The organism is Cereibacter azotoformans (assembly GCF_021391315.1).
GTDB classification, from domain to species: Bacteria; Pseudomonadota; Alphaproteobacteria; order Rhodobacterales; family Rhodobacteraceae; genus Cereibacter_A; species Cereibacter_A azotoformans.
This window is the reverse complement of the sequence record NZ_CP090022.1, coordinates 607,662-629,185: the sequence shown is the minus strand read 5'-3', so window position 1 is coordinate 629,185 and position 21,524 is coordinate 607,662. Positions and strand designations below refer to the sequence as shown.

General features: G+C 62.9%; 16 protein-coding genes. 14 read left to right on the top strand and 2 right to left on the bottom strand.

What is annotated here, in order from left to right:
- The first annotated feature begins 193 nt into the window (after positions 1 to 193).
- The 6 genes from LV780_RS18110 to LV780_RS18085 are packed head-to-tail and all read left to right on the top strand — an operon-like array spanning position 194 to position 9,230.
- Positions 194 to 505 (top strand): DUF4258 domain-containing protein, encoded by a 312-nt coding sequence (locus LV780_RS18110; RefSeq protein ID WP_117345083.1) that lies wholly within the window; start codon positions 194 to 196, stop codon positions 503 to 505.
- A gap of 14 nt (positions 506 to 519) precedes the next feature.
- Positions 520 to 2,232 carry an N-6 DNA methylase gene (locus LV780_RS18105; RefSeq protein ID WP_117345084.1) on the top strand — a complete coding sequence of 571 codons (1,713 nt, stop codon included), beginning with the start codon at positions 520 to 522 and terminating at the stop codon, positions 2,230 to 2,232.
- Entirely contained in the window at positions 2,214 to 3,791 is a 1,578-nt protein-coding gene (locus LV780_RS18100) for a type I restriction-modification system subunit M (RefSeq protein ID WP_233864036.1), read from the top strand. The genes LV780_RS18105 and LV780_RS18100 overlap by 19 nt, the downstream gene beginning before the upstream one ends.
- Complete coding sequence (locus LV780_RS18095; protein WP_117345085.1) at positions 3,788 to 5,008, top strand: restriction endonuclease subunit S; 1,221 nt, start codon at positions 3,788 to 3,790, stop codon at positions 5,006 to 5,008. The genes LV780_RS18100 and LV780_RS18095 overlap by 4 nt, the downstream gene beginning before the upstream one ends.
- Positions 5,008 to 8,139 (top strand): type I restriction endonuclease subunit R, encoded by a 3,132-nt coding sequence (locus LV780_RS18090; protein WP_117345086.1) that lies wholly within the window; start codon positions 5,008 to 5,010, stop codon positions 8,137 to 8,139. Before LV780_RS18095 ends, LV780_RS18090 begins: the two co-directional genes overlap by 1 nt.
- 41 nt (positions 8,140 to 8,180) lie before the next feature.
- Positions 8,181 to 9,230, top strand: coding sequence for a hypothetical protein (locus tag LV780_RS18085; RefSeq protein ID WP_117345087.1), 1,050 nt, complete (start codon positions 8,181 to 8,183; stop codon positions 9,228 to 9,230).
- 210 nt (positions 9,231 to 9,440) lie between these two features.
- Here the strand turns inward: LV780_RS18085 and istB are convergent, their stop codons facing one another.
- On the bottom strand, positions 9,441 to 10,205 hold the full coding sequence (istB, locus tag LV780_RS18080; protein WP_117345027.1) for an IS21-like element helper ATPase IstB: 765 nt from the start codon (positions 10,203 to 10,205) through the stop codon (positions 9,441 to 9,443).
- A 13-nt stretch (positions 10,206 to 10,218) separates the two neighbouring features.
- Complete coding sequence (gene istA / locus LV780_RS18075) at positions 10,219 to 11,757, bottom strand: IS21 family transposase (RefSeq protein WP_117345026.1); 1,539 nt, start codon at positions 11,755 to 11,757, stop codon at positions 10,219 to 10,221.
- A gap of 477 nt (positions 11,758 to 12,234) precedes the next feature.
- On the opposite strand from istA, the gene LV780_RS18070 reads away from it, so the two are divergent.
- From LV780_RS18070 to LV780_RS18035, 8 genes are all read left to right on the top strand, one after another.
- Positions 12,235 to 12,924, top strand: a complete 690-nt coding sequence (locus LV780_RS18070) for a hypothetical protein (protein WP_117345088.1) — start codon at positions 12,235 to 12,237, stop codon at positions 12,922 to 12,924.
- Between the two features lie 70 nt (positions 12,925 to 12,994).
- A complete protein-coding gene (locus LV780_RS18065) occupies positions 12,995 to 15,244 on the top strand; it encodes a Mu transposase C-terminal domain-containing protein (RefSeq protein ID WP_233864034.1) in 2,250 nt (749 codons plus the stop codon).
- A 3-nt stretch (positions 15,245 to 15,247) separates the two neighbouring features.
- Positions 15,248 to 16,240 carry a TniB family NTP-binding protein gene (locus tag LV780_RS18060; protein ID WP_117345090.1) on the top strand — a complete coding sequence of 331 codons (993 nt, stop codon included), beginning with the start codon at positions 15,248 to 15,250 and terminating at the stop codon, positions 16,238 to 16,240.
- Positions 16,237 to 18,093 carry a TniQ family protein gene (locus tag LV780_RS18055; RefSeq protein ID WP_117345091.1) on the top strand — a complete coding sequence of 619 codons (1,857 nt, stop codon included), beginning with the start codon at positions 16,237 to 16,239 and terminating at the stop codon, positions 18,091 to 18,093. Before LV780_RS18060 ends, LV780_RS18055 begins: the two co-directional genes overlap by 4 nt.
- Before the next feature lie 237 nt (positions 18,094 to 18,330).
- A complete protein-coding gene (locus LV780_RS18050) occupies positions 18,331 to 18,660 on the top strand; it encodes a hypothetical protein (RefSeq protein ID WP_117345092.1) in 330 nt (109 codons plus the stop codon).
- A 31-nt stretch (positions 18,661 to 18,691) separates the two neighbouring features.
- The gene (locus LV780_RS18045; RefSeq protein ID WP_117345093.1) at positions 18,692 to 19,072 is read left to right on the top strand and encodes a hypothetical protein; all 381 of its coding nucleotides are present in this window, start codon (positions 18,692 to 18,694) and stop codon (positions 19,070 to 19,072) included.
- A 399-nt stretch (positions 19,073 to 19,471) separates the two neighbouring features.
- Complete coding sequence (locus LV780_RS18040; protein WP_108222715.1) at positions 19,472 to 19,783, top strand: DUF4258 domain-containing protein; 312 nt, start codon at positions 19,472 to 19,474, stop codon at positions 19,781 to 19,783.
- A 15-nt stretch (positions 19,784 to 19,798) separates the two neighbouring features.
- Positions 19,799 to 21,514 (top strand): type I restriction-modification system subunit M/S, encoded by a 1,716-nt coding sequence (locus tag LV780_RS18035; RefSeq protein WP_108222716.1) that lies wholly within the window; start codon positions 19,799 to 19,801, stop codon positions 21,512 to 21,514.
- Positions 21,515 to 21,524 lie beyond the last annotated feature (10 nt).

Sequence of the window (21,524 nt, the reverse complement as noted above, 5' to 3'; positions counted from 1 at the left end):
CTAGCATGTTTCCTTTGGAGCGCATCAGGGGAGCAGCAGCGACGCTGCGATCCGGAGCCCATGGGTCTCGTTCATGAGCGGAAGGGTCGCGCGCAGACACTCATGCGCCGACCATTCTCAGGAGTTAGGCAAAAAATCAGGCTTGACTTATATGGTCAGAGGGTCTTTATGAGGAGATGCAAGGGAGGCCGGCATGCATATCACCAGTCACATGGACGTTCGAATGAACCAGCGCGGGATCCGGAAGCAGTTGGTGGAGCTCGCGATTGAATGCGGGGAGATCGATGGAGACCGGTACGTTCTCGGTCGAAGCCAGATCGACCTTGAGCTCGCCGAGTTGAATCGGCGGCGAAAGCTCCTCATGGAGGCAGCGCAGAAAGGCGGGATCGTGGTTGCATTGGAGGGCGAAGCCGCCATCACCGCGTTCCGTTGCGACAGTTTCTCGAAGTTTCTTGCGAGGCGAGCGGCCTTCCAGGTCGCTGAGGCCGGCAGACACGGCCACTGATCGGGTGCATCCACATGATCAACGAGAACGAGATCTTCGGGGAACTGAGCAAGCTGCGCGGGGCTCTGGCTCCCAGCGAATATATTCTAGGGCTTCTGGTCGAGCTCGCGCACAAGAAGACCGGCATGTCGCGGGAAGAACTACCGATCTCGTATGGACTTCATGCCCGGAGCGACTTGAAGCAAGTCACTGGAAGCCTCTCGCGCGTTGCCGCGTTGCTCTCGGATCTTTCCGAAGGGGAGCTGCTCGAGTTTCTCGACAAGCTGTTCGGAATGCTGGGCTCGCGAGGAGAGCCATTCTGGACGCGGCTTGATGCGTCCAGGAAGATCGCGCAGTTCGCTGAAGGGGCGCAAGACGTGCGGTGTGCGTTCGGCCCGGCGCTGTTTCCGACGCTTATCATCGCCATGAACCGTGCGGACCGAAAGGCGAGGTTCGTTTCCGTCCATCGTCCCGAGATAGAGATCGCGCGGCTCGCAAACCTGATCTTCGACCTTCAGCTGGACATTCTCGAGCAAGACCCGTTCCTGCGTGAAGATGGCCAACCCGCCCAGTTCGAACTCAGCATGCCTCCGTTCGGCTTGCTTTACTCTGACCTGAAGGGAGTGCCCGGACAGATCACGCGACGGCTGGGGCTGGATAAGGTAAAGGCCAGGGTCACCGCTGAAGTTCTCGCGATTGAAGATGCGCTCGAGTATCCTGCTCGCCGCCAACTGGTTCTCGTTGCGCCCGGAACCCTCTTCCGGAACGTCGGGGTGGAGAGGATCGCGCGTAGTAACCTGCTCTTCTCAGGGCGCCTGCGTTCCGTGCTGCGCATTCCCAGCGGAATGGCGTTCGAAGCGACCGCGATCCCTTCCAGCCTTCTGGTCATCGATGATGAGCCACGATCGAACGAAGTGTCTTCCCTGATCCGTTTCCTCGACCTCCAGAACCCCCGGTTTTCGTGCCCACGAGAACGAGGTCGCCACGAAGTTCGTCCTGAGGTGTCGTGGCGTGATGCAGTGGAGGCCTCGGGCGTCAGCGGCGACAGTTGGGCGCGCGATGTCAGCATCGCTGAAATCGAAGAACGCGGGGGGGTGCTGACACCTGACCGTTTCTTTGCTGCCGACGCCGAAGATGAAGTCGCGAAGCTCTGCGCAGGTATGGACACCTTCGCGCTGTCTGACCTCGCGGAGGTTATTCGGCCGGCGCCTCTGTTGAAGGACGAGGCTGGAGACATTCTGGCTCGGGAAGCTGCCGCCGCCGAAATCGATGAGGATGGTTACCTTCTGCCTCCTTCCAAGGTTTCGCGGATGACCCTGGCAGGCCTCTCGAAAGCATCGGACCAGCGTCTCGTAGCTGGCGATGTGGTGCTCGCGGTAAAAGGCACGATCGGCGCAGTCGGGCTCGTCCCGGAGGAAGTTTCGGCTGTCGTGGACGAGGTCTGGGTGCCGGGACAGTCCCTGGTGGCACTTCGCCTACGGAAGGGAGTGCCATTGAGCCCGGTGACTTTCTTCGAGTTCCTGTCCAGCCAGGTCATGCGTGACTACCTGAAGTCGCTTGCGGCAGGAACAGCCGTGCAAACCCTTTCCATCAAGGACGTGAAGTCGCTTCGCATCCCCGTGCCAGCCGCAACCATTCAAGAGAAAACCGAGGAATGCTTCCGGGCCCGCCAAGAAATCCATCGTAAAATCAAGGAATTGCGCAAAGCTGTGGAGAACGCTCGAAATGCGTGGCCCCACCGGATCTGATTGCGCATATATTGTCTCGTGAATGTAAGGAACTGATTGTGAGCATCGAGAAAACGCTCTTCGCGGCCGCGGACAAGATGCGCGGCGCCATGGATCCCGGCGAATACAAGCACGTCGCGCTTGGCCTTCTCTTCCTCCGCTACGTGTCGGCTGCGTTTGAGGCGAAGAGGGTCGAGTTTACCAAGGACGACCTCATCGATCTCGAGGATCCCGAGGAGTATCAGGCTGAGAGCGTGTTCTGGGTTCCAGAAAAGGCCCGATGGAGCGGCATCGCCGCCAATGCGAAGGCGAACGACATCGGCGTCCAGGTCGACGATGCGATGCGGGAGATCGAAAAGGCCAACCCGACGCTGCAGGATGCATTGCCCAAGGTTTACGGTCGCGCAAACCTCGACAGGTCGATCGTCTCCGGACTCATCCAGCTGTTCACCAATTTCGAGCTGAAGGGAACCAGCGCGGACTTCGACCTGATCGGCCGCATCTACGAATACTTCATCGGCGAGTTCGCCTCTTCCGAGGGCAAGCGCGGCGGCGAGTTCTACACGCCGAAATCGGTCGTCTCGATCCTGGTCGAGATGCTGGAGCCCACGACCGGCCGTGTCTACGACCCGTGCTGCGGCACCGGCGGGTTCTTTGTCCAGTCCGAGAAGTTCATCGAGGCGCATCAGGGCCGGGTCGGTGACATCGCCGTCTATGGGCAGGAACGGAACCACACCACCTTCCGTCTGGCTCGGATGAACCTGGCCATCCGCGGCATTCTCGGCGAGTTACGGTGGAACCAGGAAGGTACGCTGAAGCGCGACGCCTTCCCGGACGAGCGTTTCGACTTCATCCTCGCCAACCCACCGTTCAACATCTCGGACTGGGACGGCGACCAGCTGCGCGAGGATCAGCGCTGGAAGTTCGGCACGCCCCCGGTTGGGAACGCCAACTTCGCCTGGATGTCCCACATCCACCATCACCTGTCGGCGAACGGGATCGCCGGTGTGGTGATGGCGAACGGCTCGATGTCGTCGATGCAGTCCGGCGAAGGTGACATCCGCAAGGCGATGGTCGAGAAGGACGCCGTGGACGCCATGGTGGCGCTGCCCGGGCAGCTGTTCTTCGGCACCGGGATCCCGGCCTGCCTCTGGATCCTGGCCAAGGACAAGTCGAATGGTCAGGCGGCGGGGCGCAGGCTGCGGGACCGCCGGCACGAGGTTCTGTTCATCGACGCGCGCAAGATGGGCGCGCTGATCCCGGGGAGCCGCAAGCAGAAGCAGCTTTCCGATGACGAGATCGCGAAGATCGCGCGGGCATACCACGCCTGGCGGGGCGAACTGGGCGAGGATGCCTATCAGGACGAGCCGGGTTTCTGCAAATCGGCTAGCCTGGACGACATCGAGAAGCACAACTTCGTCCTGACGCCAGGCCGCTATGTCGGCGCAGGCGCGGCGGAGGAGGACGACGAGCCCTTCGAGGAGAAGTTCGAGCGCCTGGTGGGGACACTCAGGGAACAGTTCGCCGAGGGGCGGCGGCTGGAGGCGGAGATCGAGGCGCGGCTGGGGGTGTTGGGATGAGTGTTCAGTTTGTTCCTCTCTCGGTAATTGCCAATATCAGTAGCGGTAAACGTCCAACTGTGATTTCGAAGGATCTGACGAAAGAGTGCTTTGTCCCAGTCATCGGCGGAGGCGGAGTGTCCGGTTTCACTGATCGTGCCATTGAACCAAAAGGGGTCCTTATTACGGGAAGAGTCGGGACGTTGGGAAAACTTCACGTCGCTGATCAGCCCTGCTGGCCGTCCGATAACGCCCTGGTTCTAAGACCTATCTTGAATGCTGTTGATGCAGGGTTTCTCAGATATGCCGTTTCGGCAGTAATTTTCGAGGCAGTTGGGCTCAACCGAGGAGCCGCAAATCCACTTGTCACTCAGAAAGACCTTGGAAATCTTGAGGTCGCTGTATTTACGCTCGACGAACAAAGGGAGATCGCGACGATCCTCGGCGCGCTGGATGACAAGATAGAGGTGAACCGCAAGACGGCGGCGACGCTGGAGGCGATGGCGCGGGCGCTCTATCGGTCGTGGTTCGTCGATTTCGATCCGATCTGGGCCAAGCTTGAAGGCCGCGCCCCCGCCCATATGGACCCCGCCACCGCTGCCCTCTTCCCGGACAGCTTCGGAGACGATGGCCTGCCGCAGGGGTGGACGTTGGGCGTTCTCGGTGATCTGGCGAGAAACCCAAGGCAGGGTGCCGACCCAAGGACCATTGCCGCCGACACACCTTACATCGGACTGGAGCATATCCCGCGTCGGTCCATCGCCGTCAGCGACTGGGGAGTCGCGGATGACGTCGGGAGCACCAAGTCCCTGATGCGTACAGGTCAGTTTCTTTTCGGCAAGCTTCGTCCCTATTTCCATAAGGTTGGGCTTGTCCCTATCAATGGAATTTGCTCGACGGATATTCTTGTCATCGAGGCTAAGAGCGACATCTGGCGTGAGTTCGTCCTGTCGGTGATCTCCTCCGTGGACTTGGTCGAGCATGTGAATGCAGCGTCGACCGGAACGCGAATGCCTCGCGCGAGATGGCAGGATCTGGCGGACTATGGGATTGTGATAGCGACGCCGGCAGTGCTCCAAGCATTCTCGGAGATTGTGAAGCCGATGCATGACCGCATCCTTTCAACGATTCACGAAAACAAATCTCTCGCCGCCCTCCGGGACAGCCTGTTGCCCCGGCTCATGTCCGGCGAACTCCGCGTCGGCGAAGCCCGGGAGCAGATCGAGGAGGTGGCGTGATGGCCTTCGCATCGGAAGACGACCTCGAGCAATGGGCCCTCGATGAGCTGAGGGATCTGGGCTTCGCCTATCTCTCGGGCGCGGACCTCTCGCCCGAAATCGAGAACCCCGTCCGGCAAAGCTATCATGACGTGCTGCTGTTGCCACGGCTTGAGGCGGCGATCCGCAAGCTGAATCCGGCTCTGCCGGCGGACGCCGTGCAGACGGTGGTGAATAGGGTACGCGATACCGAATTCGCGGGCGACCTGATCTCGGAGAACCGCCGCATCCACGCCCTGCTGGTCAAGGGAGTGCCGGTCACCTGGTTTGAGGGCGGCGAGGAGCGCAACGCAGTGGCCCGCCTCGCGGACTGGACCAACCACGCCAACGACTGGCTGGTGGCGAACCAGTTCGAGGTCGCAGGTCAGACCCTCCGCCGTCCCGATGTCGTGATCTTCCTTAACGGCATCCCGATCATCGTGATCGAGTTGAAGGGCACCCAGACCGGCAGCCTGAAGGGTGCCTTCAATCAGATCGAGACCTACAAGTCCCAGATCCCGGCGCTGTTCCGGACGAACATCTTCTCGGTAATCTCGGAGGGGGTGACGGCACGTTATGGCTCGATCTCGGCAAGCCTTGATCGTTTCATGCGATGGCGGACGGTCGATGGAGAGACGCTGGTCGAGGAGGGAAGCGAGCTCGCGCTGCAGACGCTGATCCGCGGACTTCTGAACCCGGCAACGATCCTGGAGTTGACGCGGTTCTGTGTCGTCTTCGAGGATGAAGGCAAGGGGCCGATCAAGAAGATCGCCGGCTACCACCAGTTCCACGCCGTTCGGAAGGCTGTTGCCACCGTCCTCCGGGCTCGCAGGCTCGATGGCCGCGGCGGCGTCATGTGGCACACCCAAGGCTCGGGCAAGTCGTTGTTGATGGCCTTCCTCGCCGGGCGGCTGATGCGGGACCCCGAGCTTGAGAACCCGACGCTGGTGGTGATCACCGACCGCAACGACCTCGACAACCAGCTCTTCGCCACCTTCTCCCGGTGCGAGGCTCTGTTCGGAGAGTCGCCCGAGCAGGCCGAGGACATCCCGGACCTGCGCAGGAAGCTGGGCCAGCGTCAGGTTGGTGGCGTGATCTTCGGCACCATGCAGAAGTTCCGTCCCGCCAAGGGAGAGACGGAGTTCGGCCGGCTGACAGACCGGTCGAACGTGATTGTCTTCGCCGACGAGGCGCATCGCACGCAGTATGGGTTCGAGGCCAAGGTCGACGCCAGGACGGGCGAAACCCGGTATGGCTTCGCCCATTATCTGCGCGAGGCGCTGCCGAATGCGGTCCATGTCGGATTCACCGGGACGCCGATCTCGCTGGTCGGCGCCGACACCCAGTCGGTCTTCGGCAACTACATCGACGTCTACGACATCGCTCAAGCTGTCGAGGATGGTGCGACCGTGCCGATCTATTATGAAGGCCGGGTAGCCAGGATCGAACTGGAAAAGGACGTCGGGGAAATCCTGGACGCCGAGTACGACGAGATCATCGACGATGCGGAGGACGCCGGGGCAGAGATCGACGACGAGACCCGGAACGCCATGGCCCGGAAGTGGAGCCGTGTCGAGGCGCTCGTGGGCGCAGGGCCGCGGCTGGACACCGTGGTGGCCGACATCCTCCAGCACTTCGATGCCCGTCTGGAAGCCATGGACGGCGGCAAGGCCATGATCGTCTGCATGTCGCGCCGGATCTGTGTCGAGGTCTACAACAGGATCATCGAGGCGCGGCCGGATTGGCATGGCGAGACCGACGCCTGCGGCCAGGTCAAGGTCGTCATGACCGGTGCGGCACAGGATCCGGCCGAGTTCCAGCCCCATATCCGCTCGAAGGCCCGCCTCGAGACACTGCGGATGCGCTACAGGGATGCCTCCGATCCCTTCAAGCTGGTGATCGTCCGGGATATGTGGCTCACCGGCTTCGACGCGCCCTGCATGCACACGCTCTATGTCGACAAACCGATGAAGGGACACGGGCTGATGCAGGCCATCACCCGGATCAACCGGGTGTTCGGCGCGAAGCCCTCGGGGCTGGTGGTCGATTACATCGGGCTGGCGGCGGACCTGAAGGCCGCGTTGAACCACTATTCGAACGCCGACCGGAAGCAGACCGGCATCGATCAGGGCGAGGCCGTCCACGCCCTACTGACCCAGATCGACATCATGCGGTCGATGTTCCACGCCATTGACTACATGGCGGCGGTCCGCGGGTCACCCAAGGATCGGATCAAGATGCTGCCGGTCGCCATCGAGCATGTCCTCAACCTCTCGGTGGATGGCGAGAACCCGAAGGACCGGAACGAGTCCAAGAAGCGGTTCATGAAGGCGGTGGCCGGCCTGGTGAAAGCGTTCCGGATCGCCGCGGGCACGCCCGAAGCGGAGGACGTGAAGGACGAGGTCGGCTTCTTCATGGCCGTGCAGGCGGCGATCCGGAAGATGGATGCCGGATCGCGCTCCGGGATGACCATTGATGAAGCCGATCTGGCAATCTCGCAGCTTCTGAACCGCGCGGTCGCCTCGACGGAGGTGATCGACATTCTCGAGGCCGCGGGCGTCGATAGGCCCGATATCGGTATCCTGAACGAAGATTTCCTCCTTGGGCTGAAGAACACGCCCCACAAGAACCTTGCGGTCGAAGCCTTGAAGAAGCTCCTCAACGGTGAAATCCAGGCTCGCACCCGGACGAACACGACCAAGAAGCAGGCGTTCTCGCAACGACTCGAGGAGGCACTGGCGCGCTATCACAACCGGAGCGTCGACGCCCTGCAGGTCATTCAGGAGATGATCCAGATCGCGAAGGACCTCCAAAAGGAGCCCGAGGACGGGCTCTCGCCGGAGGAAGTGGCCTTCTACGATGCGCTGGCGGCCAATGACAGTGCCCGGGACATCATGGGCAATGAGGAGTTGCGTATCATTGCTGCAGAACTGGTGACCACCGTCCGGGAGAACGCCCGGGTCGACTGGTGGCGCCGCGACGATGTACGGAAAAAGATGCGGGTTTCAATCCGGCGCATCCTGCGGAAGCACGGCTTCCCTCCAGACCTCCAGTCCGACGCGATCAAGAAGGTGGTTCAGCAGGCGGAGGTGCTGGCCCGAGAGTTCGCTTGACCTCTCGCTGAATGCGATGCCAGTGGCTCAAGTGAGTATCCATGAAGCTTGTTCGTGACGCCAAGACCCTGAAAACGAAGGCCATTCACTCGTTGAAGGCGGGTATGACCGCCTTCAACAGGTTCGAGGAGGAAGGCCGGATCACGAGCGTCTTGCTGCATTCGCAGCATGCGTGCGAGATGCTTCTGAAGGCGGTCCTCGTGCAGAGAAACGAGACCGTGTTCGACTTGAAGACCGGAAAGTCGATCGGCTTCGAGCGCTGCGTGTGCCTCTGCACGGCAAAACACGGGCTGACGGAACAGGAGGCCGGCATCATGCGCGCAATGGACAGCCTGAGAGATGCTGCCCAGCACTGGTTTGTCGTCGTGGCTGAAGACATCCTGTATCTGAATGTCCGGGCCCTGATCACGGCTTTCGATGAGTATCTGAAGCGCGCGCTTGGGGACGATCTGCGTTCGCATATTCCGCCGCGGGTACTACCCGTCTCGACGATGCCGCCCGGCGATTTCGAATTCCTCGTGGACCGGGAATACAAGGTCATCAGCGAGCTTCTGCAGCCAGGCCGTCGCGCGCGGGACGAAGCGCGGGCGCGGATTCGGTCTCTTCTCGCGATGGAGGCGGTGGCCGTGGAGGAGTCCGAAGTGTCAGAGATGGACATTGGCCGGATCGAGAAGGCGATCCGAGCAGGCGCCGAGGTGAATGCCGTCTTCCCTCGGCTCGCCACGATCGGCACCCGAGTTGAAGGCGAAGGCCTTACACTGACGGTTCACTTCTCGAAGAAGGAGGGAGCTCCGGTACGGTATATCGGCGGGGATGATCCCACCGATGCAGCCGCCGTACGAACGTTGGATCTGCAGAAGAAATTTCATCTCAGTCGAACGGTGCTTGCAGAGAAGCTCGGCCTCACCCCACCAAAGGCCAAGCTCCTACGCGACCATCTGGGCATTGATACGGACCCTTCCTGCCACCACGCGTTTGAGTTCGGCAAACAGCGGATCCCGCAGTATTCGGACAACGCTGTCCGCACCATGAAGGCCTGGTTGACGGCAAACGACATCGGTGAATTGTGGCGAACTCGTGATAGCTGCTGAACGCGCATCGGCGTCTACGCCCATACGAAAGACAGCACGAGCCAAGACCGACACCGCTTGCGCGAAATTCTCCGCGATCGTACGTTGCCCGCCATGATGCGCATTCTACGGATGATGGGCATCGATTCCACGCGATGGTGGGCACGGATTCCACGGCATCGTGGGCAGCCGTTCCACGGCTCGGGCAGCTTGGCCGACCCGCACATGGAGTCAGGCTTGATCGGTAGGGTCAAGCGGTTTCAGCCTCGTTGCGCGCCTACGCATGCTTTCACCCGCCAGCGTCAGGCGGTGGGCATTGTGAACGAGCCGGTCCAGAATGGCGTCGGCCAGCGTCGGGTCGCCGATGGCCTCGTGCCAGTGCTCGAGCGGGAGCTGGCTGGTGACGATGGTAGCGCCGCGGCCGTGGCGGTCCTCGAGGATCTCCAGCAGGTCGCGCCTCTCGAATGATGTCAGGACGGCAAGTCCCCAGTCGTCGAGAATGAGCAGATCAGTCCGCGCCAGAGCCTTGAGCATCCGGGCGTGCCGTCCGTCGCCCCGGGCGATGGCAAGCGCTTCGAAGAGGCGCGGGACCCGGTGGTAGACTACCACTCGCCCGTCCCGGCAGGCCTTTTGGCCGAGTGCGCAGGCGATCCAGCTCTTGCCGAGGCCGGTGGGGCCGGTGATGAGCAGGTTCTCGTGGCGGGCGATCCAGGCACCGTCGACCAAGTGGGCCATCACGGTGCGGTCTATGCCGCGCGGGGTGCGCAGATCGAGATCCTCAACGCAGGCGGCCTGCCGCAAGGCGGCGAACTTGAGCCGGGCAACCAGCCGCTTGGCGTCCCGCTCGGTGGCCTCGCGATCGACCAGAAGGCCGAGCCGCTCTTCGAAGCCGAGGCTGTCGAAGGTGGCCGGGGCGTAGCGCTGCTCGTCCAGCGCCTTCGCCATGCCGGTCAACCCGAGGGCGGTGAGGCGCTCGGAAGTGGGATGGGTCAGCAAGGTCAGTCTCCTTTCAATGATAGTAGCCTTGGCCGCGGATGTTGGGGTGCTGCAGGGGAAGCTGCCCGGCCTCCTCCTCAAGAAAGGCGCGGTCGAGCCCGCTCTGCAGGATCGACCGGATCGAGGCGACCGAACGCGCGCGGATGGACAGGCCTCGCCGGCAGGCCGCGTCGAGACGCGCCGGACCGAAGCTTCTGGCGAGGGCGAGGACGCCGAGGCAGGTGCGAAATCCCTGCTCGGGGTGGGGGCGATCGGCCATCACCACCTCACAGAAGGCGGCAACCGAGGGGCCGAGCTTCGCCGCCTGCGCCAGCATGCGTGCCGGTGTCCATTCGGCGTAGCGGCGATGCGCCGAGGGCATGTGCTCGGGCACCGTGACATGGCTGCGCCGTCCGGAACTGCGGGCGTGGCTGGCAACCCGTTGGCCCTTGTGGAAGATCTCGACGGTTCCGCCGCAGATGCGGACATCCACCTCCTGGCGGATCAGCCCGAACGGCACGGAATACCAGCAGCTGTCGACCTCGACGTGGTAATCCGGTGCGATGCGGGCGCGCTTCCAGCGGGCGAACATGTAGGGCTCCGGCGGCAGCGGTTGCAGGTTCGGTCGGTCGAGGGTGGCGAAGAGATCGGCACGGCTGGCGCCGTAGCCACGCATCACGCGCATGTTCAGTTCATCGACCAGCTGCCGGATCGCAGCGTTCAGCTCGGCCAGCGAGAAGAACCGCCGATTGCGCAGACGCGCCAGGATCCAGCGCTGCGCGACCTGCACCGCGACTTCGACCTTCGCCTTGTCGCGCGGCCGGTAGGGACGCGCCGGCAGGACAGCGGTGCCGTAGTGGCCGGCCATCTCGGCGTAGGTTCGGTTCAGTCCCGGGTCGAACCGATCCGCCTTGAACACTGCCGACTTGAGGTTGTCAGGCACCACCACCTTCGGCACGCCGCCCAGGAAGGCAAACATCCGGACATGTGCGCCGATCCAGTCCTCGAGGCCCTCCGATGCCACGGCTTCCGCGTAGGTGTAGTTTGACGCTCCCATCGCGGCGACAAACAGCTTCACCGCCTGGACCTCGCCGGTCTCCGCGTCGATCAGCTCGGCCGTGTCGCCCGCGAAGTCGACGAAGACCTTCTCGCCGGCCACATGCGTCTGGCGCATCGTGGGGCGGACCCGGCCCTTCCAGGCCTCATAGTGCTCGCAGAACCAGGCGTAGCCAAACCCGAGGGGATGGGCCGCGCGGTATTCCTCCCAGAGCAAGGCCCGCGTGACGCCGGGGCGCCGCAGTTCCCTGTCGACCACGGACCAGTCAGGCACGGGACGCTCGTGATCCGGAACGGAAGGTGCCGCCGGGAACAGCAGCAACTCAAGGTCGTCGTCGGTCAATGTCTCGGGAAGCGGCCATGTCAGGCCGGCCTTCCGCGCCCGGCCCAAGTAGGCTCCCACGGTTCCCTTGCCCAGCCCGAGCGAGGCGGCGATCGCCCGCTCGCTCAGCCTCTGGGCATGCTTCAAACGCAGCACATCACGTATCAGGCGCATCGACAGTCGTTCCGTTGGCATTCAGGTTCCCTCGCTCAAACGAGGGCACCGTAGCTTCAGACTGTCGGCCAGAACTGCCCACCATCCCGTGGAACGCGCGCCCACGATCGCGTGGAATCGCTGCCCACGATCACGTGGATCCCGCGCCCATCATCCCGTGGAATCCCTGCCCACCATCCCGTGGAACACGCACCATGAGCCACGGACCCGTCATACGCATCCCCCTCTCCTGACTTGAGACCCGGCCTTCCGGCCGGTTGATGCGCATACGACGAGGCCTGAATGTTCTCCCCCGCTTTCCTCGACCATCCGTGCCAGCCCGCCATCGCGGCCCGCATCGCATCCCTGTATTCTCGTCTCCTCACCTTCAGCCGCATAGGCTGTTGCTGAGGTCCGGGACCTCCGCCACGGCGGTCCTGCGTCCCCGGTGAACAGCGCTTGGCGTCCGCCTCCGGCAGATGAACTGCCGGGGTGGACCTCTGCTGAAGCGAGGTTCGCATGCAAATTCTTCCCTCCGGAAAATTCCGGCTTCCCCTCCCGAGCACCGCCGACCGGGATGTTCCCATCGCCTCCAAGGGCCATTTCACCGGCCACGTCGTGATGGGGAGCGGCCCCGGCCGCGTCAGCCTGACCGAGAGCCATCTCGAGACCGAGGGCTTCCTGTGCCTGCAGTACCGTCCGGACGTGCGGGAAATCTTCGAGCAGGTGGGCTTCGAGTGGCACGACGAGAACGGAGAGGTGTTCGATCACTACTTCGACTGCGTGGCGGTCCACACCGACGGCTCCGAGGTGGCCTATACCTTCAAGGCGAGCCGCTATGCCACGCCGGCGTTCCTGACGAAGATGGGGATGATCAAGGCCCAGGCCATGGAGCGAGGGTTCGTTGACGACGTCCGGCTCGTGGTGAAGGAAGACCTCGACCCGGTCGAGCTGCACAACGCCTGGCTGCTGCACGGCATGCGGCATCCGGATCCCGAAGCTGACACCCGCGCGGCGGCCGCGGTCGGCGCTCTCGACGGGGTCGCGGGGCTGGACGAGCTGACCCGCCGGATCGGTCTCGGCAGCCGGGGTCTCCGCGCCCTGTTCCGCCTGATCGCGCAAGGGCGCCTCCTCGCGGCCGAGCCTGGTCGCTTCACCCCACTCATGAAAGTCATCCGCGGGCAGGAGCCCGAGGCGATGGCGGCGTGATGATCCATCCTCGCTACCACCACGGTACCGAGCAGGGGCCGTGGAAATCCGCCTTCGCGAGACCTTCCCCATGACGCTCCGCTTCAATCCCGAGGGCCGCCGGCTGGCTTTCACGACGTACGACCGGGTGACGATCCACGGCATCGAATGGCGTCCGTGCTTCAAGAATGACATTGGCCACGTGATGCAGCGCGCCGATGGCTCCGGCCTGGCCGAGAGTTTCACGCACACGCAGCTCGGGCGCCTGGCCGCCGAGGGCAAGCTGAAGCACGAGCCGAACTACTTTCTTCCGGAACGTGCGGTGCGGCGGCTGCATGATCCTGCCGAAACGATGACTTCGCGACTGACGGCTCCCGCAAGGCAGCGGATGAGCCGACGCGATGCCTTCGTTCAGGCCTTCTACGACCTCTGGTATTCAGCGCGGCTGAAGCGTTCCGACGCGTCCATCAATGCCAACATGGCGCTTCTGGTGAAAAAGGCCGCGGAATACCTTACGGATGGATCCGAGAAGAAGCGCGCGCGGTTCGGCGACGAGCAGATCACAATTGCCCCGCCCTCAGCCCGTAGCCCGCGGCGCTGGCTCACGAGCTTCGAGGACGGCGGCCTGGGCGGTCTCGTTGACAGGCAGGCGCAACGCGGACACCGCGGATGCTCGTTCGACATCAACGTGCAGGCCCTGCTGAAAGCGGCGGCACGCAAGTACCTCGACCGCAACCGGCCCACGCTGCAGGTCGTCTACGAGGAGATGCTCCTCGCATTCGCGAAAAAGAATGCCGAGCGTGACGTTGCCGGCCTCAGCCGGCTGACCGTCCCTTCCAAGGCAACGCTCCGCCGGACGATCCGCAGCTTCGGTCCATTCGTGGTCATGGCCGCGCGTTTCGGCGAGAGCGCGGCGCGCAAGAAATTCCGCCCCGTCACCGGAGCGCTCGACCTGACGCGGCCCCTCCAGCGCGTGGAGATGGACGAATGGACGGTCGATGTGCTGACCATCCTGACCTCATCCGGGGTCTGGGACGTCCTGAGCGACGATGAGAAGGCTGCGCTCGGGCTAACCGGCGGTCTCGGGCGCTGGAAGGTGACCGTTGCCATGTGCTGCACGACGCGGTGCATCGTCGGCTTTGCCATCTCGGCGGAAGCCAAGGCCAGCGCGGCCATCCAGGTTCTTCACATGATTACCCGCGACAAGGGCGGCTGGGCGGATGCGGTAGGCTGTCTGTCGTTCTGGGACATGTGCGGCGTCCCGGAGCACATCGTCACCGACGGGGGCCCCGCCTTCAAGGCCGCCACCTTCCGTCATGCCTGCGCCGACCTCGGCATCACGACCGAACGCGGCCCGGGCGGCGTTCCGGAGCTGCGGTCGCACATCGAGCGCCTGTTTCTCACGATGTCCCTGTCGCTGACCGCCCGTCTGACCGGGCGGACCTTCGGTTCCATCGTCGAGAAGGCCGACAACGATCCGAGGGAGACGGCGGCGCTGACGCTCGATGACCTGCTGTTCGCGCTGGTCCGCTGGACCGTGGATTACTACCACAACGCCCCGCACGAGGGCCTGGGTGGCCGTAGCCCCCGCGAGGCCTGGCTCGAGCTGAACGAACTGTGGGGCACGCGTGACATGCAGGACATGCCAACCCGCCGCCTCGTCTTCGGGACCGAGACCACGCGCGTCCTCTCGAAGGAGGGCGTCCGCCTCATGGGGATCCACTACCACAACCGTGAACTCGCCAAGCTCTACTGCGACCAGCACGAGCGGACGATGGAGATCCGCTGGTTGCCCGAAGACATGGGGGCCATCATGGTCCGCATCGGCGACGACTGGGTGGAAGCCACGGCGAAACGCGGCGGCCTCAACGGGGTGAGCGTGCAGGTCTGGACTGCGGCCTGCCGCCGCGTTCGGGCAGCCGATCCGCACGCAAGGGCGCACGCCTGGGACGTGATGCTCGCTGCCGTGGAGGCCATCCGGGACCGCGTCCAGACGGCCATGCTCACTGCCAACCTCATCGTGGACGAATGGACCGAGGACCGCGGGCAGTACCACGAGAACACCCTCTTCCGTCATGTCGCCTTCGTCGACGCCCCGCCGCGGTCGCCCGAGCCGGGTGGCCGGCTGGGCATGTCCATCCCGGCCGTTCCGCTCGCTCTTCCCGGCGCGCAGGCGCCGCGGGAAGAGCCGGCAGCCGAGGTGGACGAGCCGCAGGTGGCCGACGCAACGACGCCGGCACCCCGTACCCCTGTCGAACCCGCACCCACGCCGAACGCCATCCCCACCAATCAGTCGCCCGCGCCCGTCGCCCAGGCACGCACCTGGACCATCAAGGAGTAACCCATGACCCGACCGACCCGCACCCGCGCTGAGATCAAGGCGCTGGGAAAAGAACTCCGGAACATCCACATCGGCACCGAAAGCGATGACCTTTTCCGGAACTACCTCGATCGGCTCCTCGAGGAAGATGCGGATGGAAACCTGCTCCCGCAGGCCGTCCGCTGGAGCGACAACGCGGAAACGCGCAGCATCATGGTCGTGGGCGGATCCGGCGCTGGCAAGTCCAGCCTGGTCAGGCGCAACCTGAGGGAACATCCCGCCCTGAGCTCCGCCGCCGGGGCGGCGCAGGACCATTACCTTCACATCGATTTCCCGAGCCCCGCCACCTTCAAGAGTCTCGGCCTCGAAGTTCTCCGTGCCAGCGGCTACCCGGAGGTCTCCGAGCGGCGGGAGGCATGGAGCATCTGGAACCTCGTGCGCCACCGGCTCGCGTCGCTGGGAATCACCGTCCTCTGCATCGACGAGGCGCACGACCTGTTCTGCACGGATCGGAAGCTGATCCTGCGCGGCCTGAAATCGCTCATGCAGGGTGACAACGCCCTGGTTCTGGTCATTTGCGGGACCGACGAGCTTCCTACCCTGATCCGCAGCGATCCCCAGGTCCAGCGCCGCTTCTCCACCCTGACCCTGCCGCCGGTTTTTCCGGCGACGCACGGCGGCAACGTGGCGATGGTGATCGAACACTACTGCCGCAAGGCCGGCCTCGAGCCCCCGGTCGAACCGGATCTCATCCCGCGCCTCATGCATGCCAGCCGCCACCGGTTCGGCCGTACGCTCGAGACGGCGACGCTGGCGGTCGAAGCCGCCCTTGCCCTGGAAGGGACGACCCGGCTGACCATGCAGCATTTCGCGGAAGTCTGGGCCCGGGAAGAGGGCTGTGATCCCGATCGGAACGTGTTCCTCAGCCCGAACTGGGGGAGCATCCAGCCGGACGCCAAGCCGGAGGACAACCACGTAGGCAAAGCGAGCAAGAGCGAAAAGCGGAAAAAGAAATGAACAGCATCCTGACCCCCCGCCTGCCATTCGACAGCGCCGAGACGCTGTTGTCCTGGGGCACGCGTCTCGCGGCGCTTCACACCGGCAGCCGGCTCATCCCCTTCCTGCGCGACCTCGCCATCGACCCGCAGGCCTTCGTAACCAACAGTGCCGACGCGGTGGCCCGGCTCTGCGAGATGACCGACGAGGACCCGGTGGTCCTGCAGCCGAACCTGCTGCACCGACGTGGGCCGCGGCAGTTCGAACTCCGTGGCGAGACGTTCGGCGTCGAGTTCATGAAAGGACGCATGACCGCGTTCTGCCCGGCCTGCCTCGCGGAGGACGAGGAGGGGGGTGGCGTCCCCCACGCCCGGCGACGGGGGCGGCTGACCTGGATGCTCCGCCCCGTTCGCACCTGCCCGGACCATGGGCTGCCCCTCATCGAGCGGTGCCGGGACGTCTGGGATGACCTCTGCCACGAACTGCCCGTGCTGGTGCCGGAGACCGGGAACGCGCTTCCGGCGCTGACCGCGGGGCTCGAGGTCCGTGCGCCATCTGGCCTTCAGGACTACCTCGTTGCGCGGCTGGCCGGCAAGTCCGGACCCGACTGGCTCGACGGACAGAGTATCGAGCAGGCCGCCCGGGCGACCGAGATGCTCGGCGCGCTCATCGAGTTCGGTCCGAAGCGGAGCCTGCGCGATCTCACCTCGGACGACTGGGACCGCGCTGGCCGGTCGGGCTGGGCATGGACGAGCCGGGGCGTGGGCGGCATCCGGGAGGCGCTGAAGATGGTGCAGGACGGTTTCGAGGACCGGCAAGGTAGCTCCGGCCCCCAGAACGTGTTCGGCCATCTCTACAAGTGGCTGGCTTTCAACAAGAACCGGAAGGACTTCGGGCCGATCCGGGAGGTTCTGCGGGAGCACATCTTCGACACGATGGAGGTGAAGCCTGGACAGGAGATCCTCGGCGAGGTGCTGCCGGTACGTCGGCGTCACAGCGTGTACTCTCTCGCGCGAGAGTTCGCGATTCACCCGAAGACCATGCGCAACCTGCTGCAGGCCCGTGGTGCCATCGGAATGGATCTGGCCAATCGGCCCGACAGTCTGGTGACGGTGGAGGCGGCCGAAGGCGAGCGTCTCGCAATCAGCGTGAAGAACTCGGTCTCCGTCATCGACCTGCCGGAAATGCTGAACACCTCGCGTCCGCAGGCTAAGGCTCTCATCGACTCCGGGCTGCTGAAGCCAATCGGCGGAGGTGAGGTCGAAATTGGCCGGATGCGCTGCGCCATCGACCGGCGCGACGTGGAGACGCTGCTGGCGGACCTCGAGCGGCGTTTGCCGGTCATGGAGGGCGAGCGGGAGGGGATGCATGGAATTGCCCGGGCCGCCGAACACTCCCGGGTGTCTGTCGATGTCATCCTGCCCAAGCTGCTCGACGGCACCCTGAGAAGGGTTGGCCGCGTTCCTGCTGTGGACGGGCTCGCCGCGGTGCGTCTCGATCCAGACGAACTGACGCCATTCGCGCAGAAGAGACCGCGGGGTTGCTCCCACACCGATGCCTTCCGGCTTCTGAAGCTGCCCTTCAGGATCGGGCAGGCGCTAATGGCGGATCGTCCTGGTGGTGCGCTGCTGCGGTCGCACCGGGTGCCCGCGTCCGCCTGGTCGCTGACTGGCATCTGGCTGATGCCGGAGGATGTCGAGGCGTTCCGTACCGAGTATGCCACGCACGGCAATCTGTGCTCGGAGACAGGCCTTCATCACCAGGAGGTCACCCGACGCCTGCAGCGGCTGGGGGTGCCGACGGCGGTTGATCCCGGGGAGATCGGGACCCGGGTCTATCGGCGGGCGGATCTGCCGGAGGGCTGGGCCGCCTGAACTATGCCTGTTGCATCGAGACCGTCATCGAGGCGGTCTCATCATCCGTAACATTGCGTGAACCTGCGGGCGCGGCGCGTTCGATTTCAGCCTGATCCCTGCATAAGCCACCGCGCGGTAAGTCGCACCCCCGAACCGTCACGAAGTCCAGTCAACGCTTGCGAAAGGCGAGCGGCTCTTCCACGGTCACACCGCGAGAAAAGACGCGGCTGCAACCGGTGGAAGGACGATACTGGGATGAAGCACCTTAATTTCGAGGCGTTCCTTGGCGATTTCGGCAAACTGACAAGACATCGAATGAACATGTCGATGTATACCGGCAGCTTTGAGTGCGCCTGCGGTGAGAGCCATTGGTTCGATGAGCATCGTATCGATATCATCGGCGACGGATTCTGGAAGGTGCTGGTGGTGTGCCCAAGGACGGGTCGCCACGTGACGAGCTTGAAGATCAAGACAACATTCGGCTTCGGGTTCAAAGGCTACGAGAGCTTGGCCGGTGCCGAATTGTCGACGGAGGAGGAGATGGTGATGCTCCAAACGCTCCGGCGACTTGCGGAACACGCGTGAGTGCCGACCCCATGCCCTACTGGAGAACTTCATGTTCGTGATTTTTGTCATTGCAGCGGTGTTGATCGTGGTTTTCCTGATACTGACCAGGACCAGCAGGCGGGACTCAGCTGTAGAGAACCGGCTGCGAAGGATGGCGGCCGCCGGCCAGAATCACGCGGTATTCAACGACCTGTATTTCGAAGCTGCCAGAGCATATGCGGTAGCCAAGGGTGCGCCTCCTACCCGTGGAGACTCAGCTTCCGCGAAGACGGTCATCGATGGCCAAGTCTACCAGATTTACCTCTCACGGGCCGCCGGTGGCGGTACGTCCGTCCTACTTGAGGAGTACGAAGCGCAGCGGGACAGGATCAAAAGCTTGATGGACGAGATGAGTCGAACAAGCTCTAGCGATCGCGAGATCCCCTTCTAGCAAGACTCCCGACGGAACAGGATACGGTGCTCAGGGCTCGGAGAATTGTGGACACGAACCTTGACCCGTAGTGGACAAAACGGGCGTTTCCCGGATTCCTCGAAAGGATTTAGAATTAGATACTTGGACGGAAGCCCAGTGGACATATTCTTTGAGCACTGAGAAGAGTCTCGCGGTTCAGATAAATCGTCCACTTTTCCGGAAAACGGCATGAAATGGGCAGAAAACGACAAACGGGCCCTCTTCGGAGGGCCCGCTTTCGTTCAGGAGGTTATGACGCGCCCGTCCGAGGTCCCGAAGCGAGCTTAACGAACGGATCATTTGCTGACCGAAGGCAAAAAATCAGGCTTGCTTTTTAATATCAGGTCCCCATATTGACCTTCAGAGATGGAGGTCGGCATGCACATCACTCACCACATGGACGTTCGGATGAACCAGCGCGGGATCCGCAGGCAATTGGTGGAACTTGCGATCGAGTGCGGAGAGATTGATGGCGACCGTTACGTTCTTGGCCGCAACCAGATCGACAACGAGCTGGCTGAGCTGAACCGCCGCCGGAAGCTCCTCATGGAGGCCGCCCAGAAGGGCGGTGTCGTGGTCGCCTTGGAAGGTGACGCGGCAATCACAACCTTTTGGGCTGACAGTTACTCCAGGAGTCAGGCACGCCAAGCGCACGTAAGGGCGGCGGTATCCCAGCAAACCAGCATGTGACTGGAGTCCAAGAGAATGATCATCGTTGAGAGGTTCTTTGCAGACTTCGACAGGATCCGAGGGCATATCTATCCATATCAACGTGTTCTGGGGGTAATTGCAGAGCTTGCACATCAAAAAACCGGCACACCTCGAGAACTGCTTCCAGTGGTGTCGGACCAATTCCGCCGGCCTGAATTTCAAGAGCCTTTGAAGGAACTCTCACGGATCGTCACCCCGCTTTGTGAACTTTCTGAGGAGCGGCTACTGGAGCTGGTTGACAGGCTCTTCAGCCAGATTGGGTCGAGGGAATTTGATCTCTGGATGCGGCTTGATGCTGCACGCAAGGTCTCTGAATTTGCAGAAGGAGCCCGTGATGTGCGCTGCTCTTTCGGGCCTGCATTGCTTCCGGCAGTGGTTATTTCCTTGGCGCGAGGCACCAGGAAGGTGCGTTTCATCTCAAAACACAAGTCCGAAACCGATTTGATGGCTATGATGGACATGGTCTTTGACTTGAATGTTGAGATCATCGAGCAAGATCCGTTTCTGCGCGACGATGGGTCCCCGGCAGACTTCGAATTGAGTATGCCCCCGTTCAGCATGCTTTACCAAGACCTGCATGATGTTCCGCAACAGATCCTGCGACGGCTTGGGCTGGACAAGGCCAAGGCCCGTGTCACAGCCGAAGTCCTGGCCCTCGAAGACGCACTTGAGAACAAGGCTCGTCGCCAAGCCGTGCTGGTGGCCCCCGGAACGCTTTTCCGAAACGTAGGGGTGGAGAAGATGGCTCGGGGAGACCTCCTCTTCTCCGGTCGACTTCGTTCTGTTCTGCGAATTCCAAGTGGCATGGCCTTCGAAGGAACATCGATCACGTCCAACCTACTGATGCTGGACGACCAGCACGGAGGAACCGCCTCCCTGTCGCCAGTCAGGTTCGTTGATCTGCAAGATCCTCACTTCTCGAACGCCCGGGAGCGCGGGCGGTATGAAGTGCGTCCGGAGGCGTCGTGGGTTGAAGCTGTCGATGCAGCAACTGTCGCGGGCGAAGCCTGGGCTCGCGATGTCTCCATTTCTGAGATCGAAGAACGAGGCGGCGTGCTTACTCCCGACCGTTTCTTCGCAGCCGACACGGAAGATGAGGTCTCGAAGCTCTGTGCGGGAATGGAGACATTCGCTTTGTCCGACCTTGCGGAGATCATTCGTCCGGCGCCGCTTCTCAAGGACGAAGATGGGGAGTTCGTTGCACGCGAGGCGGCGGCTGCCGAGATCGATGAGAGTGGCTTCGTGGTGCAGCCCTCGAGAGCTTCGAAGCTTGGGCAAGGAGGGCTTTCCAAGGCGGTAGACCAGCGCCTTGCACCAGGCGACGTGGTCCTCGCCGTAAAAGGAACGATCGGGGCCGTCGGACTGGTTCCGGAGGATGCGCCAGCCGCGGCTTCCGGAGAGATCTGGGTGCCCGGTCAATCTCTGGTTGCTCTTCGACTCCGGAAAGGCGTCCAATTGAAGCCTGTGACCCTTTTCGAGTTCCTGTCCAGCGACGTGATGAGGGACTACATCAAATCTCTGGCGACCGGAACCGCAGTTCAGACTCTGTCAATCAAGGACGTGAAGGCCTTGAAGATTCCCGTTCCCTCACTGTCGGATCAATCGCAGGTCGAGGAAGCGTTCTGGGCACGGCAAAACCTCTATGCGCAGATTAGAGCTTTGCGTGAAGCTATGGAAAACGCGCGAAATTCGTGGCCTCATCGGATTTGATCGTCCATAA